The organism is Falsiroseomonas oleicola, from assembly GCF_019029495.1.
Lineage (GTDB): Bacteria > Pseudomonadota > Alphaproteobacteria > Acetobacterales > Acetobacteraceae > Falsiroseomonas > Falsiroseomonas oleicola.
Genome location: NZ_JAERQM010000006.1, coordinates 43,350 through 58,787, shown reverse-complemented (window position 1 = coordinate 58,787; position 15,438 = coordinate 43,350). Strand labels below are relative to the sequence as shown.

The following is a 15,438-nucleotide window of genomic DNA, read 5'->3' as shown; positions in this document are numbered from 1 at the left end:
CGCGGCGCTGGGCGATTTCGCCGCCACTCTGCCGCATCGCTTCCAACGCCCGGAACTGCTGGTGGAGGCGCTGACCCATCGCTCCGCCGCCAATCCACAGCAGCAGCAGCTCGACAGCAATGAGCGGCTGGAATTCCTCGGCGACCGGGTGCTGGCGCTGGTCATGGCCGAATGGCTGGCCGAGCGCTTTCCGCGGGAGCGCGAAGGCGCGCTGGGCAAGCGCCTCGGCGCCCTGGTCTCGGCCGAGACGCTGGGCAAGGTGGCGGAACGCATGGACCTCGGCGCCGCGCTGCGGGTGCCGCTGGGGGAACAGCGCGCCGGCGTCATGGCCCGGCAATCCGTGCTGGCCGATGCGCTGGAGGCGCTGCTGGGCGCGCTCTATGTCGATGGCGGGCTGGATCCGGCGCGGCTCTTGATCCGGCGGGAATGGGAGAGCTTCCTGGAAGCCTCCTCCCGCCCGCCATCCTCGCCGAAAAGCCGGTTGCAGGAATGGACATTGGGGCGGGCGCTGGGCCTGCCCGACTATATCCTCGTCGCCACCACCGGCCCCTCCCACAGCCCCGTCTTCCGGGTGCGAGTCGTGGCGGCGGGGCAGGAGGCGGAGGCGACGGGCGACAACAAGAGGGCCGCCGAGCAGGCGGCCGCGGAGAAGCTGTTGACGATTTTGGGTGCGGCATGAGCGAGACGGAAACCCCCGTGGCCGTGGAGGGTCCGCGCCGCTGCGGATTGGTGGCGATTGTGGGCGCGCCGAATGCCGGCAAGTCGACGCTGGTGAATGCGCTGACCGGCACCAAGGTCACCATCGTCTCGCCGAAGCCGCAGACCACGCGCTTCCGCATCCGCGCGGTGGTCATGCAGGGCCTGGCGCAGATCGTGCTGGTGGACACGCCCGGCATCTTCGCCCCGCGCCGGCGGCTGGACCGCGCCATGGTCGCGGCGGCCTGGGGCGGCGCGCAGGATGCCGACCTGGCGGTGCTGATCGTCGATGCCCGGGCCGGGCTGACCGATGCGGTGCGGGAGATCGCGGAGAAGCTGAAGCACAGCAAGCGGCCCACCATGCTGCTGCTGAACAAGGCGGATCTGGTGGAGGCGCCGCGGCTGCTGCCATTGGCGCAGGCGCTGAACGAGATCGTCGATTTCCAGGAGACCTTCATGGTCTCCGCCCTGAAGGGCAGGGGTCTCGACCGGGTGCTGGAGGTGCTGGCGCGCAACCTGCCCGAAGGCCCCTGGCTGTTCCCCGAGGACGACCTCTCCGACCTGCCGCAGCGCATGCTTGCCGCCGAGATCGTGCGCGAACAGGTGCTGCGCCAGACGCATGAGGAAGTGCCCCACCATGCGACGGTGGAGACGGAAAGCTGGGCGGAGCGCAAGGACGGCAGCGCCCGGATCGACGTGACCATCTACGTCACCCGGTCCACCCAGAAGGCGATCCTGATCGGCGATGGCGGGGCCAAGATCAAGTCGATCGGCCAGTCGGCGCGACGGGAGCTGGAGGCGCTGCTGGAACGGCGCATCCATCTGTTCGTCAACGTCAAGGAGCGCGCGGGCTGGGATGAGGAGCGCGGGCGCATCCGCGCGCTGGGTCTGGAAGATCAGGGCTGAGCAGCAGGCGGGGCGTTCCGATGCTCCCGCCAATGCGCCCGCAGGTCCATCACCACCTTCGCCACCACCAGCATTGCCAGGGCGATGGTCGCGTCATTCGCGGCCATGGCGATGACGCCGCCGAAGATGATGACGAGGTGCAGCAGCACCACCCTTCCATAGGGCTGCTTCATCAGCGCCTTCGGCTCCACCCGCCGCCACTCGCCCTCGCCCAGGAAGTTCAGGGCGAAGGACAGGCCATGGCTGGCGACCAGCGCCAGCAGCGCCCAGGGCAATGCCTCCGGCGACACAAGCTCCACCACCGCCGCTTCCAGCGTCACCCCTCCGCCCAGCAGAAGGGTCAGGAAGGTGCCGTGGACGTAGGTGAACAGGCCGTAATGCACGGTGAAGAAGGGCATCAGGAACAGCATCTGCATCTCCCGCCGCCGCACCAGCACCGTGCCCATGCGCAGAAGCTGGAACAGGCCGATCAACACATTCTCGGCCCAGAACAGCAGCATCAGCTCATAGCTCGACCAGTAGCCCAGCAGCGCGCCGGCCAGCGGGATCAGGTTGGCCAGCACCAGCGCGATGGCGGAGGCGAGCAATGGGGTCTTCAGCCCGGCCAGCCTGGCGACGGCTCCGGCAGGGTTGGCTTGCATGCTGGCTTGGGGCTTCTTCATGAACCCTCCGGGGTTCCTCGCTTCCTGCGCGCTTCGGCGACGATCGGCAGGATGGTAGCGGAATCCGCCACGCCGCGGAGGGGGTGGCGGCGCATCAGGCGACGGCCTGCGCCGCCTTGTGCTCCGCCCAATGCGCGCGGAGGTCCAGGGCCAGCTTCACCACCACCAGCAGCGCCACGGCAAAGACGGGATCGCCCATCGCCGCCGCCAGCGAGCCACCGAAGATGAGGACGAGGTGCAGCACGACGATGCGCGGATAGGGTTTCACCATCAGCCCGATGCCATTCGCCTGGCGCCACTCACCCTGGCCCAGGAAGTTCACCACCAGCGAGAACACATGGCTGGCCAGCAATGCCAGCAACGGCCAGCGCAGCCCCTCCGGCGCCAGCAGGAAGGCCACCGCGCCGATCAGGCCCTCCCGCGGCGGTCCCAGGAAATCCACCACGAACATGCCATGCACGAAGGTGAATATGCCGTAATGCAGGGTGAAGAAGCCCATCAGCACCACCAGCGACCAGAGGCGCCTCAGCACCATCAGGCTGGCCATGCGCAGCAGCACCATGAGGCCGACGACGACGTTCTCGGCCCAGAACAGCAACACGATCTCATAGACCGACCAGTAGCCGAGCAGCGCTCCGCCCAGTGGCACCAGATTGGCCAGCACCAGCGCTGCGGAGGAGGCCATCAACGGCGGCACCAGCGCGCCGACCCGCGCGGTCGCGCCATTCGGGTTGGCCAGCGGGCCGGTGGCGGGCTTCTTCATGAATTCTCCCAGGCTCGTCGTATTCTGCCGGAACCGGCTTTCCAGTCCCTGGCCGAACGCCCACCTTGCCCGGTGTGAGTATCGAATGGACCGCCCCCGCCATCATCCTCGACGTCCGCCCGCATGGCGAGGGCGGCGCCATCGCCACCCTGCTGACCGAGGAACACGGCCGCCACGCCGGCCTTGCCAAAGGCGGCGCCTCCCGCGGCCAGGCGGCACTGTGGCAGCCCGGCAATCTGGTGGAGGCGCGCTGGGTGGCGCGGCTGCCGGAGCAACTCGGCGCGCTGAGCGCGGAGCTGGTGCACCCCGCCGCCGCGCTGGCCATGGAGGACCCGCTGGCGCTCGCCGCCCTGCGTTCCGCCTGCGCCGTGGCAGAGGCCGCGCTGCCGGAGCGGGAGGCGCATCCGCGGCTGTTCCACGGCCTGGTGGCCTTCATCGCCACCCTGACACGCGGTACGGAACTGGCCTTGCCGGACCTGGTGCGGTGGGAGGCCGATCTGCTGGCCGATCTCGGCTACGGGCTCGATCTCACCACCTGCGCGGTGACCGGCAGCCATGATGACCTGACCTTCGTCTCGCCGCGCTCCGGCCGGGCGGTGTCGGAAGCGGCGGCGGGGGAATGGCGCGACCGGCTGCTGCCGCTGCCGGCCTTCCTGCTGGGCCAGGGACCGTCCGGGCCGATGGACTGGGCCGCCGGGCTGCGGCTGACCGGGCATTTCCTGGCCCGCGATGTCTTCGGCGTGCAGCACCGGGGCCTGCCGGCGGCGCGCGACCTGTTGGTGGACCGGGTGGTGGCCCTGGCCTAGCCACGCTGCCTTTCCATCAGTCGAGCCGGGTCCCGATGCGGCGCAAATCCCGCGACCAGACGATGAAACGTGGCTGTGCGAGAACCCGCGTCATCGGCACGAAGCCGAAGGACCTCATGGCGCGCGAATCCAGGCTGTTGTCGCGGTTATCCCCCAGGACGAAAAGCTGCCTCTCCGGCACCCGGTATTCGGGCGTGTTGTCGAAGGGCTGCGTGTCATCCTGTTCCAGCACGTCGAAGATCACCTCAGCCTCGCCCGGCAGCGTCTCGCGGTAGCGTTGCATGACGCTGGGCATGCGGGTTTCGTCGACCTCATGGCTGCCGATGAATTCACGCGAAACCGGCTGGCCGTTCAGGTGCAGGCGGCCCTCGCGCAACTGGACCCGGTCGCCGGGCAGGCCGATGACACGCTTGACCCAGTCGGAACTGCCCGTGTCGCTGCGCCGGAAGATGATGATCTCGCCGCGGCGGAACAATTTCGGCACCGGGTCCCGGATCCTGCCGGCGAAGAATATGTCGCCGATCACCAAGGCGGGGGCCATGGAATTCGAGGCGATGCTGAACATCTCGGACCGGGCGGCAGTGGACCAGGCGCCCATCGGCAACCCGATCAGCAAGCCCAGCCAGAGGGACAGGGCGCGACATCGCCGAAATCCGGGCCGCGCCCGGGGTTGCGCCCGGTCGGCCCGGTCTGTTGCCCGCAGCAGACCCGCTCTTGGCGAGGGCGCGGTGCATCCCGCAGCGTCATCCGGCATGTGGTCTCCACGGGGTTTCATCGTATACCGCAATGAAAGCATGGAAGCGCGGTGGGCGCCATTGCCGGCGAAGGCACGGCTGGCCGCATGAAGCCCCTCAACAGCGAGGGTCGGCTGGGGTAGAAGGGGCGTTGGACCGGAACGAAGCGCGAATCACCACCCATGCCGGATGACATCAAGGCCCCACCACCGGGCTCCCCCGACAGTGGCGGCAATATGCGCGAGACCGGGCTGGCCGCGGCCCTGTCGGAACGCTACCTCGCCTATGCGCTGTCGACCATCGTCAGCCGCTCCCTGCCGGATGTGCGGGATGGGCTGAAGCCGGTGCACCGGCGGCTGCTCTACGCGATGCACCAGTTGAAGCTCGACCCCGCCGCCGGCTTCAAGAAATGCGCCCGCATCGTCGGCGACGTGATGGGCAAGTACCATCCGCATGGCGACAGCAGCATCTATGAGGCGCTGGTCCGCCAGGCGCAGGACTTCGCCGCGCGCTATCCGCTGGTCGAGGGCCAGGGCAATTTCGGCAATATCGACGGCGATAACGCCGCGGCCATGCGCTACACCGAGGCGCGGCTGACCGATGTCGCCCAGGCGCTGCTCGATGGCATCGAGGAGAATGCGGTCGATTTCCGCGCCACCTATGATGGTGAGGAAAAGGAGCCGCTGGTGCTGGCGGCGGCTTTTCCGAATTTGCTGGCCAATGGCGCGGCGGGCATCGCGGTCGGCATGGCCACCTCCATCCCGCCGCACAATGCCGGGGAGCTCTGCGCCGCCGCTTTGGTGCTGATCGAGAACCGGGAGGCCGGCATCGACGCCCTGCTGGCCCATGTGCAGGGTCCGGACTTCCCCACCGGCGGCCTGCTGGTGGAAAGCCGCGAATCGATGCGGGAGGCCTACGCCACCGGCCGCGGCGGCTTCCGGCTTCGGGCGCAGTGGACCGAGGAGAAGCTGAAGAACGGCACCTGGCACATCGTCGTCCACGAGATCCCCTACCAGGTCCAGAAGTCCCGCCTGATCGAGCAGATCGCGGCGCTGATGGAGGAAAAGAAGCTCCCCCTGCTGGGCGATGTGCGGGATGAAAGCACCGACAAGGTGCGGCTGGTGCTGGAGCCGAAGACGCGGGCGGTGGACCCCCGCCTGCTGATGGAGACGCTGTTCCGCAACACCCAGCTCGAAACCCGCTTCCCGCTGAACATGAACGTGCTGGACGCCGAGCGCACGCCCCGGGTGATGGGGCTGCGGGAGGTGCTGCTGTGCTGGCTGGACCATCGCCATGTGGTGCTGGTGCGCCGCGCCGAGCACCGGCTGGCGGCGATCGCACGGCGGCTGGAAATCCTCGCGGGCTATCTGATCGTCTACCTCAACCTGGATGAAGTGATCCGGATCGTGCGGGAGGAGGACAAGCCGAAGGAGGCGCTGATGGCCACCTTCAGCCTGACCGAGACCCAGGCCAATGCCATCCTCGACATGCGCCTGCGCGCCCTGCGCAAACTCGAGGAAATGGAAATCCGCAAGGAGCACAACAAGCTCAGCAAGGAACAGTCCCGGCTCCAGGGCCTGCTGTCCAGCGAGGCGAAACGCTGGGCGGCCATCGCCGATGAGGTGCGGGAGACGCGTCGGCGCTTCGGCGAGGAGACGGAGCTGGGCCGCCGCCGGACCATCCCCGGCACGATCGAGGCGACCGGCCCGGTGGACGAGACCGCCTTCATCGAGCGCGAGCCGATCACCGTCATCCTGTCCGAAAAAGGCTGGATCCGGGCGCAGAAGGGCCATCTGGGGGCGGATGCGGAGCTGCGCTTCAAGGAGGGCGACAGCCTGAAACAGGCCATCCATGCGGAGACCACCGACCGCATCGTGGTGCTGGCGACCAATGGCAAGGCCTATACCGTGAAGGCGGATTCCCTGCCGCGCGGCCGCGGCGATGGCCAGCCGGTGCGGCTGCTGCTCGACCTCGGCAATGGCGACGATGTGGTGACGCTTTTCATCCATCGCGACGGCCGCCGCTTCCTGGTCGCCGCCACGGACGGCAAGGGCTTCGTGGTGAAGGGCGAGGAGCTGCTGGCGGAAAAGCGCACCGGCAAGCAGGTGCTGGTGATGGACACCGCGATGGAGGCGCTGCTCTGCATCCCGGCGGAGGGTGACAGCGTGGCGACCATCGGCAGCAACAACCGCCTGCTGGTCTTCCCGCTCTCCCAGGTCCCGGAGATGACGCGTGGCCGTGGCGTGCAACTCATGCAGTTGCGTGACGGCGCCACCCTGCAGGACGCCAAGGTGTTCACAGCCAAGGAGGGTCTCTCCTGGCGCTATGGCGGCGGGGTGAAGGTGGAGACGGACCTGCGCACCTGGTCCGGCCAGCGCGCCGGCGCCGGCAAGATGCCGCCGGACCGCTTCCCGAAGAGCCGCAAGTTCGGGGTTTGATTCCGAACTCGACATGAAACGGCCCACCATGCTGTGCTCCCCTGGCCGGGGAGGACCGCATGGCCAAGAAGCCGAAGAAGACCGCCAAGGGCGGCGCCGCTACCATCACCTTCGCCACCAATCGCGCCAGGATGGATGCCGGCTTCGGCATGAATGCCGAGGAAGCCGCGCCGTCGCGCCTGCTGCTGGGCGAGGTGGAGGTGGAACTGCTGGGCAAGCCGGAGGCGACGGAGGCGGGACGCGACCTGATGCGGACCCCAGATATCACGGGCCTCGATGATTTCGCCGATCCGACGCGCGGGGATTGCGCCCAGACGCTGGATGTCTGGCTGACGCGGGCCGCGGCGACCAAGGCGCTGCCGCTGCTGTTCATCCACGGCTTCTCCAACAGCTTCGAATCAGCCGTGAAGCGCGCCGTGCAGATCTCTGAATTCTATGGTGCGGAAGGGCTGGCGCTGGCACCGCTGGTGTTTTCCTGGCCCTCCGACGGCAAGCTGATCGCAGCGGATTCCGGCGGCTTCATCGGCGGCGCAAAGGAGCAGTACTGGCGTGACCAGCGGGACGCCGCGGCCGCCGGCCCGGCCCTGGCGCGCCTGCTGGCGCAAATCCGCAATGCGCGGGCGAGGGTGGCCGGGGAACCACCGCGCCTGGCCCTGCTGGCCCATTCCATGGGCAACCACGCCCTGGCGCATGGGCTGCTGTCGCTCGACAATGGCCTGATGACGCGGGAAATGCGCGGGCTGTTCGGCCATGCGGTGATGGCCTCCGCCGATGTCGATGCCGGCGCCTTCGCCCCGGGCATGTCGCTGCGCATATTGGCCGACCTGGCGGAGCAGGTGACGGTGGCGATCAGCCGCGACACCACGCTGAGCCTGGCGAGCAGGATCGCCAATCATGGCAGCCGCCGGCTGGGCCATTTCGGGCCGGACGACCTCGCGGTGCTGCCGGCGAATATACAGGTGGTGGATTACTGGCCCGGCCTGTCCTGGGCCACCCCGGGGCAGGTGCTGCCGACGGGGGGCTCGGAATACGACCTGATCCAGCATCAATGGTACCGCAACGACATGGGCGCCCGGGGTGATCTGGTCGCTGCCCTGGCCGGAAAGCCGACCCCGCGCCGCCAACTGCTGGCGTCGGAGGAGCAATTGGCAGGGGGTGAATTCCGGCGGCACGCCACGCTGCAGCTGGCCTAAGCTAACCCGTGTCTAAGCTAACCCGTGTCTAAGCTAACCCGTGATGGTCAGCTTTTCCTCGGGCGCCAGCGCCTCGCTATGGTCCTGGTGCTCGCTCAGCACCCGCCAGACGCCGCCCGCCAGGGTCTCGCTCGGCCGGAAGCGGGCCTTGTAGGACATCTTGGTGCTCTGTGGCACCCAGTAGCCGAGATAGACATAGGGCAGCGCCAGCGCCCGGGCGCGGGCCACCAGCCACAGCACGATATAGGTGCCCAGGCTGCGGCGGCCCGGCTCGGCCTCGTAGAAGGAATAGACGGCCGACAGGCCGTCGGAGAGCCAGTCGGTCAGGCAGGCGGCGACCAGCCGGCCGGTCTGGTCGCGGAATTCGACCACGCCGGTGGTGATCGGCGTGTCCTCGACCATCGCGCGATAGTCGTAGAATCCCATCGCCGCCATGTCGCCATCGCCGTGGCGCGCGCCCTGGTAGCGCTGGAACAGGCTGAACTGCTCGGCGCTGGCCCGCGCCGGCAGCTCCGCGGCCGTCAGATCGGCATTCTGGCGAAAAACACGGCGCTGGGTGCGATCCGGCAGGAAGGCGCCGGCGACGATGCGGATCGGGATACAGGCGCGGCAGCCCGGGCAGACCGGCGAATAGGCGATGTTGTGGCTGCGGCGGAAGCCGGCGCGGGACAGGCGGTCATGCAGCGGCTCCGCTTCCGCGCCCGACAGCTCGGTCACGATCTTCCGTTCCGTCCGCCCGGCCAGATAGGGGCAGGGTAGCGGCGCGGTCGTGTAAAAGAATTGCGGACGGCGTGCGGGGCGATGGAGCATCTGATTGCGGGAGAGTGTCGGCCTTCGCCGGCCGCAAATCAACCATCCTCGGCGGCGAGACCCCGGGGATTGCGCGCCTTTTCCAGATAGGCGCTGCGCACCACCAGCGTGTCCGAGAACAGGTCGTGCAGGGTGCGGTGGCGGGAGGAGAACAGCGCCGCCAGAAGCGGCATGCCACCGGCCATCCAGGACAGGGCGTAGAGCGTGGTGGCGGTGAAGGCCTGGCCCAGGCTCGGCGCCGCGCCATCCACCTCCGACCGCACCGCCAGACCCATCACCGCCTGTCCCGGCGTGGCCGAGAGCGGGGAGGCGATGGACAGCGTGCCATAGAGAATCGGCAGCAGCAGCGCCCAGGGCAGCAGCAGCAGACCCCCCGCAAACCCCAGCGTCAGCATGGCGAGCAGCGCGGCCCCGCCCCAGACCAGCCAGGACAGAACCAGCAGCAGCGCCGCGTCGATCACCCAGGCGGTGATCCGGCGCCCCGGCACGCTGTCGAAAGGACCTGGGGACTGGGACAAAAGGCTGCTCCGGCGCGGTTCACGGGGTAAGGCGTATCGAACCGGACTCGACCTCCGGCTGCCTTCCGAGCCTCAGAACGTCACCGGATCGCCATGGTTGCAGCAGCGATGCGAAATTGTCTGACATGGGGTGACCCGATTGGCCGGTGGCGATCATGGCCAGAAGCCCATCCGCATCCGCCAGATCCGCCACCATGCGCAGCCCCGCCCCATGCAGATGCGCGAAGGGATTGGCGCCAGCCTCCCGCATGCCGCCACGGGACAGGGTCTCGTTGTCGCCGCCGGTGGGCACCTCCAGCCGCGTCAGCCGGCCCAGCAGGGGGACGAAGCGCAGCAGCGGGTGTTCGAAGGCGGCGACATGGGCGGTGCCCCAGCGCCAGGCGGTGGGGTCGCTGCCCTGCGCCGAGTCCAGTTCCGCCACCGCCTCGCCCAGTGCGCGGGACAGCAGAGGGCCGCAGCCTTCAGCCCCGCACCAGGCAGTTCCGCGGGCCTGGTCGAGCAACAGCCGGGCCAGGAATTCCGGCCCAGCCGCCGTGCCCTCCGGCGCGCCGCCTTGCTGCAGCACCAATTGGCGGAAGCGGCGCAGCCAGGCGTGGTGGATCAGCGGCTGCGGTGCATCGGCGCGCATCGCGCCGTCCCAATCCGCCAGCAGCGCATGGGCCCGCGCGGCAAGGCCCGCCGGCGGCGTCACCGCCCGCAGCACCGGCAGCAATTCGCGCGCGAGCGGCGAGACCACGTCGTTCTGCATGGCCGCGAAGCCGGCGGCATCGTGGCGGGGGCGCGCGGCCAGCAATTCGCGGATGCGGCGCAGGCGCCAGTCGCCGAACCAGTCCCGCCCGAGGAAGACCGGATGGTCCGCCGGGGCCGCGCGGGAATTGGCATTGGCGATCAGGCCCGATTCCGGATCCTCGATATGCGCCATGGCGTCGAAGGGCACGAAGCCCTGCCAGTCCATGCTGCCATCCCAGCCCCGCGCCGGCAGGCTGCCATCGCCGCTGGCACGGATCGGCGTGCGGCCGACCAGGTATTGCGCGATCCGGCCGGCGGCATCGGCCACCAGCAGGGTCTGCGGTGGGCTGCTGAACAGGGACGCAGCGTCACGCGCCTCCGCGACCGAAGTCGCGCGGTTCAGCCGCAGCAGGGAGGCGGCGGCGGTGTCATCCGGGGCGAGATTCGCCATGGCGACGGCCAGCACATGGCCCTGCGGGGTTTCCGCCGGGTCGAGGTCGGAGATCACCGGGCCGTGCCGCGTCTCCCGCACCCTCAGCACCTCCGCCTCCTCCTGCCCACGCACCGAGATGCGTTCCTCGCGCAGGGTGAAGGGGCGGGGGCCATCGGGGGTGAGATAGGCGTCGGGTCCGGCCAGACGCTCCACGAAGACGTCCTGCGTGTCCGAATGGGTGGTGGTGAAGCCCCAGGCGAGGGACTGGTTGCGGCCGATGACGATGCCGGGCACGCCGGGCGCGGTGGCACCGGCGCGGAACTGGCCGTCCGGCAGCTCGATCCGCGCCAGATACCAGAGGACCGGCGCGTTGAAGCCGAGATGCGGGTCGTTCGCCAGCAGCGGCGCGCCGCTGGCGCTGCGACCCGGCGCAACGGCCCAGGCGTTGGAGGCCGAGCCGGGCAGGGGCGCGTCCTGGCCAAAGACCGGGATCGCGGCCAGGATGCGGTCCAGGTTCAGCCCCGGCGGCAGGGCGGCGAGGTCGGCGCGGCCCGGGCTGGCATCGCGCGGCCAGAGGTCCTCGACCTTGTCCGCCGGCAGCGCGGCTTCCAGCCGCGCCCGCTCCAGCTCCCGTCGCCAATTGCCCGACAGCCACAGGCCCATGACCTTGCCCCAGAGCAGGGAATGGGCGGGTCGCCAGGGCTCAGGCTCCCCCATTACCAGGAATTCCGGGGCGGCGAGGCGGCCGCGAATGGCGATCAGCGCATTCACCCCCTCGGCATAGGCTTCCAGCATGGCGCGGGTCTCGGGATCGAGCGCCGCGAAATCCGCCTCGGCCCGCTGCATCAGGCCGAGGGTGCGAGAGAAGCGGTCGAGGCGGAGCGCGGAGGCACCGCCGATCTCGGCCAGCCGGCCGGCGGCGCTGCGGCGCATCGCCTCCATCTGGAACATGCGGTCCCGCGCATGCAGGTAGCCCAGCGCCCGGGCCGCATCCTGTTCATTCTCCGCGCGGATGCGGGGAATGCCGTGGCTGTCGAGGCTGATGGCGACCGGCGCGGACAGGCCCGGCAGGGTCTGCTCCTCCCGGATATCGGGCAGGGAGGTGAAGACCAGCGCCGCCGCGAAGGCGACGCCCAGGGCGGCGATCAGGACGCCGAAGGGGATCAGGCGGGCGAGGAAGCCGAGGAGGAAGCGCATGGGCCGCCAGATGGACCGGATGCGGCGGGAAGGGAAGGGTTGGGTGACATCCAGACCCGGGATGATCAAAGTCACACCAAGCACATTGCGAAGTTGCAAGATTCAAGATAATGGATTCGAAGCTACAATGAGAATAATGTAACAGGAGGCGCGCGTGACCGACGATCAGCCAAGCTGGCAACATGCGCTAAGTGCGAGGGACGATCTATCCCAGTATGGCGATAATGCAATAGGATTATTCGCGCTTAATTTAAGATTTGCAATAGATGATATACACAGCGTAGCCGCGGAGTCAGTGACCGACGGCAGTGATGACAAAAAATGCGATATAATTTTTATTGATCGCGACGAAGGTGTGGCGATTATAGCGCAGTGTTATTGTTCAGCGAAAAACAGAAGTAGCGCTCCCGCGAATAAGGCGGCTGATTTAAATACCGCTATCGGTTGGCTCCTTCAACGGGAGCTACATGATTTGCCCGAAAGGCTGCAATCTGCCGCTGGAGCGCTGCGCTCAGCAATTGTTGGCGGAGATATCAAGCGAGTTGAAGCATGGTATGTGCACAACCTCCCAGAATCCACCAATGTCAAAGATGAACTCTCAACGGTAGAATCCACGGGGCGGCATCTTATAAATGCGTTGTACTCTAACTCTAATGTCACCTTAAGCGCTTTAGAGGTGGGCCTTTCCACCATTGAAGACATGTACCAGGAGACGCTGTCGCCTATACTCGTAAATGAAGAAGTAGTTATCGAAATTCAGGCAGGCTTCGAAATAAAAAATGAAAACTGGAAAGCTTATGTGACCGCAATACCAGCACGAAATCTCTATCGCCTATTCAAAAAACACCGCACCAAGCTTTTTTCGGCCAATGTCCGAGATTACTTGGGGTCTCGCCAAAGTGACGCGAACATCAATAACGGAATCAAAAAGACAGCAGAAACAAAACCTGGAGATTTCTGGGCATTTAATAACGGCATAACGGCTCTTACTCACGAATTTTCGTCAGAAACCGTTAAGGGAAAACTTCAGCTTCGCATCAAAGGCATTTCCATTGTCAATGGAGCGCAAACAACGGGCGCAATTGGTTCACTGCCCAAGCTTCCCAATCCGACCGCACTGGTCCCTGCGCGGTTTGTAGAAACCAAGAATGCCGACCTAGTCTATGATATAATTCAATTCAATAATTTGCAGAATAAGGTCACAGCGTCCGATTTTCGCAGCACCGATAGAATTCAGAGAAGGTTGAGGGAGGAAATAGGAGAAATTCCCAGCGCGAAATACGAAGGCGGGCGTCGGGGAGGTCATCGCGATTTGATTGCAAGAAACAAAAATCTGCTACCTTCGTACACCGTAGGGCAAGCTCTCGCGGCTGTTCATCAGGATCCTGTTGCCGCCTACAACCAAAAGAGCGACATCTGGATACAAGATAATTTGTATTCCAGGTTTTTTAACGAACGCACCACCGGCGCTCACCTCGTTTTTTGCTACGCGCTTTTGCGATCGGTGGAGAATTCAAAAAAACACCTTGTTGCGCGATCAAAATCTGATGTGGGGCTTACTGAGCAGGAACAGGAGCTTCTTTCGTATTTCCGGCATCGAGGATCAACATATCTTTTTGTGTCCGCCGTCGCTTCGTGCCTAGAAACTTTTCTCGGAAAAAGGATTGCATCGACTTCACGCATCTCCTTTGGCAATAAGGTTTCGCCGCAGCAGGCGACGCAGCATTGGGGTGACATAGTTCAGACTGTCTCGCCGTTTTGCCAGCATCTTCTCGACGTCCTTGGCGATGGGCTGAAGAGTAACGAGCGGGCAAGCAAATCTATTAGTCTTTTCCGAACACTTGTGCAGGCTACCGCGGGATCGAATGCGGAAACCTACCGAAAGTTTGCAAAACATGTCCAGACACAGAAATAGGCGATTGATGCCGCCATCAAAATGGCTCGCGGAACAGCCGTGGCCATTTTGATGGCAGTGCGGTCTTTTAGCCCATATTCACCATGATCGTCTTCTTATGGGTGAAGTGTTCCAGCATCGCCTCCAGCGAGGCTTCCTTGCCGAGGCCGGAGGACTTCACGCCGCCGTAGCTGAGGTTGGCCTGCACCACGAGGTTCTGGTTGATCTGCACCAGCCCCGCCTCCAGCCGGTGCGCGAGGTCCAGGCCGATCTTCAGGTTGTTGGTCCAGAGGCTGGCCGCCAGGCCGTATTCGGAATCATTCGCCTCCGCCAGCACCGTCTCCGCATCGTCGAAGGGCTGGATGACGGTGACCGGGCCGAAGATCTCCTCCCGCACCAGGCGGCTCGACCCATCGAGGCCGGTGAAGATCACCGGCCGGATGAACAGGCCCTTCTTCAACGCGGGGTCGGCGGGCATGGCGGAGCAGACCAGGGCGTTGGCGCCCGGAGTCTTCGTGCCTTCATCGATAAAAGCCTGGACCTTGTCGAACTGGCCCTGGCTGATGATGGTGCCGATGTCGGTCTTCTCATCCAGCGGGTCGCCCATCACCATCTTGTCAACGGCGTCCTTCATCGCGCTGACGAAGCGGTCGAAGATCGGGCGTTCGACATAGATGCGGCTGGCGGCCGTGCAGCTCTGCCCCTGGCGGGTGAAGCGCATGGAGGTGATGGCGCCGGAGACCGTCTTGTCGAAGTTGCAATCGGCGAAGACGATCATCGGTGACTTGCCGCCGAGCTCCAGCGTCACCGGGATCAGCTTCTCGGCGGCGGCCTTGGCCACGATCTTTCCGGTCTCGACCGAACCGGTGAAGGTCACCTTCCTGACCAGAGGATGCGCCACCAGCGGCGCGCCGCATTCCGGACCCTGGCCGGAGACCATGTTGAACACGCCCGGCGGCAGGATGCGGTTCATGATCTCGCAGATGCGCAGCACGGCGAGCGGCGCTTCCTCGGCCGACTTCACGACCACGGCATTGCCCGCCACCAGCGCCGGCGCGACCTTCAGCGCCATCAGCAGCATCGGCACGTTCCAGGGGATGATGGCGCCGACCACGCCCAGCGGCTCCCGCACCGTCACCGACAGCACATCGGGGGCGAAGGGCACGCTCTCGCCCTTCAATTCGCCGCCGAGCCCGCCGAAGAATTCGAAGACATCGGCCACGACATTGGCCTCGACGCGGGATTCGGTGCGCAGCGCCTTGCCGGTCTCCAGCGCGATCAGCAGGCCGAGCTCATCGACATGGGTGCGGATGGCCGCCGCGCAGGCATGCACCAGGGCGCCACGCTTGCGGGCCGGCACCTTGGCCCAAGCCTTCTGGGCCTTGGCCGCATCCTGTACGGCGGCATCCACATCCGCCGCATCGCCTTCCGCCGCGGTGGCCACCTGCGCGCCTGTCGCGGGATTGACCACGGCAAAGGTCGCGCCGGACCCGGCGGGCACATAGCGCCCGCCGATGAAATGCAGGCCGGACATGGCCTTGGCCAGGGCGAAGGGATCGGTGCTCGGGGCTTCGGGCGTCGGATGGGTGTAGGCAGGCATAAGGAACGTCTCCGGGATTTGCGCCCAGGCATAGACCTGGGCGCGTCCGGAGGGAACCG

13 protein-coding genes are annotated in these 15,438 nt (G+C 66.4%); 6 read left to right on the top strand and 7 right to left on the bottom strand.

Features of this window, described 5'->3' with window-relative positions; genetic code table 11:
• The first annotated feature begins 7 nt into the window (after window positions 1-7).
• Both rnc and era read left to right on the top strand, forming a co-directional pair.
• Window positions 8-679 (top strand): ribonuclease III, encoded by a 672-nt coding sequence (gene rnc / locus JJQ90_RS19180; RefSeq protein WP_216878162.1) that lies wholly within the window; start codon window positions 8-10, stop codon window positions 677-679.
• The gene (era, locus tag JJQ90_RS19175) at window positions 676-1,602 is read left to right on the top strand and encodes a GTPase Era (protein WP_216877875.1); all 927 of its coding nucleotides are present in this window, start codon (window positions 676-678) and stop codon (window positions 1,600-1,602) included. The genes rnc and era overlap by 4 nt, the downstream gene beginning before the upstream one ends.
• Here era and JJQ90_RS19170 read toward each other — a convergent pair.
• Both JJQ90_RS19170 and JJQ90_RS19165 read right to left on the bottom strand, forming a co-directional pair.
• The gene (locus tag JJQ90_RS19170) at window positions 1,593-2,264 is read right to left on the bottom strand and encodes a DUF6498-containing protein (RefSeq protein WP_216877874.1); all 672 of its coding nucleotides are present in this window, start codon (window positions 2,262-2,264) and stop codon (window positions 1,593-1,595) included. The two genes, era and JJQ90_RS19170, sit on opposite strands and share 10 nt — an antisense overlap.
• 94 nt (window positions 2,265-2,358) lie before the next feature.
• On the bottom strand, window positions 2,359-3,027 hold the full coding sequence (locus JJQ90_RS19165) for a DUF6498-containing protein (protein ID WP_216877873.1): 669 nt from the start codon (window positions 3,025-3,027) through the stop codon (window positions 2,359-2,361).
• A gap of 80 nt (window positions 3,028-3,107) precedes the next feature.
• On the opposite strand from JJQ90_RS19165, the gene recO reads away from it, so the two are divergent.
• Window positions 3,108-3,833 carry a DNA repair protein RecO gene (gene recO / locus JJQ90_RS19160; protein ID WP_216878161.1) on the top strand — a complete coding sequence of 242 codons (726 nt, stop codon included), beginning with the start codon at window positions 3,108-3,110 and terminating at the stop codon, window positions 3,831-3,833.
• Window positions 3,834-3,849: 16 nt separating this feature from the next.
• Here recO and lepB read toward each other — a convergent pair whose 3' ends face one another.
• Window positions 3,850-4,431 (bottom strand): signal peptidase I, encoded by a 582-nt coding sequence (lepB, locus tag JJQ90_RS19155; protein WP_216877872.1) that lies wholly within the window; start codon window positions 4,429-4,431, stop codon window positions 3,850-3,852.
• A gap of 318 nt (window positions 4,432-4,749) precedes the next feature.
• On the opposite strand from lepB, the gene parC reads away from it, so the two are divergent.
• Complete coding sequence (gene parC, locus JJQ90_RS19150; protein WP_216877871.1) at window positions 4,750-7,005, top strand: DNA topoisomerase IV subunit A; 2,256 nt, start codon at window positions 4,750-4,752, stop codon at window positions 7,003-7,005.
• 59 nt (window positions 7,006-7,064) lie between these two features.
• Complete coding sequence (locus JJQ90_RS19145) at window positions 7,065-8,198, top strand: alpha/beta hydrolase (RefSeq protein ID WP_216877870.1); 1,134 nt, start codon at window positions 7,065-7,067, stop codon at window positions 8,196-8,198.
• A 33-nt stretch (window positions 8,199-8,231) separates the two neighbouring features.
• Here the strand turns inward: JJQ90_RS19145 and JJQ90_RS19140 are convergent, their stop codons facing one another.
• The 3 genes from JJQ90_RS19140 to JJQ90_RS19130 are packed head-to-tail and all read right to left on the bottom strand — an operon-like array spanning window position 8,232 to window position 11,885.
• The gene (locus JJQ90_RS19140; protein WP_216877869.1) at window positions 8,232-9,008 is read right to left on the bottom strand and encodes an arginyltransferase; all 777 of its coding nucleotides are present in this window, start codon (window positions 9,006-9,008) and stop codon (window positions 8,232-8,234) included.
• A gap of 38 nt (window positions 9,009-9,046) precedes the next feature.
• Window positions 9,047-9,526: an RDD family protein gene (locus JJQ90_RS19135; RefSeq protein ID WP_216877868.1), complete on the bottom strand. Its 480-nt coding sequence runs from the start codon at window positions 9,524-9,526 to the stop codon at window positions 9,047-9,049.
• A 19-nt stretch (window positions 9,527-9,545) separates the two neighbouring features.
• On the bottom strand, window positions 9,546-11,885 hold the full coding sequence (locus JJQ90_RS19130; RefSeq protein ID WP_216877867.1) for a penicillin acylase family protein: 2,340 nt from the start codon (window positions 11,883-11,885) through the stop codon (window positions 9,546-9,548).
• Window positions 11,886-12,039: 154 nt separating this feature from the next.
• On the opposite strand from JJQ90_RS19130, the gene JJQ90_RS19125 reads away from it, so the two are divergent.
• Entirely contained in the window at window positions 12,040-13,800 is a 1,761-nt protein-coding gene (locus tag JJQ90_RS19125) for an AIPR family protein (protein WP_216877866.1), read from the top strand.
• A gap of 67 nt (window positions 13,801-13,867) precedes the next feature.
• On the opposite strand, the gene JJQ90_RS19120 is transcribed toward JJQ90_RS19125, so the two are convergent.
• The gene (locus tag JJQ90_RS19120; protein ID WP_216877865.1) at window positions 13,868-15,379 is read right to left on the bottom strand and encodes an aldehyde dehydrogenase family protein; all 1,512 of its coding nucleotides are present in this window, start codon (window positions 15,377-15,379) and stop codon (window positions 13,868-13,870) included.
• Window positions 15,380-15,438 lie beyond the last annotated feature (59 nt).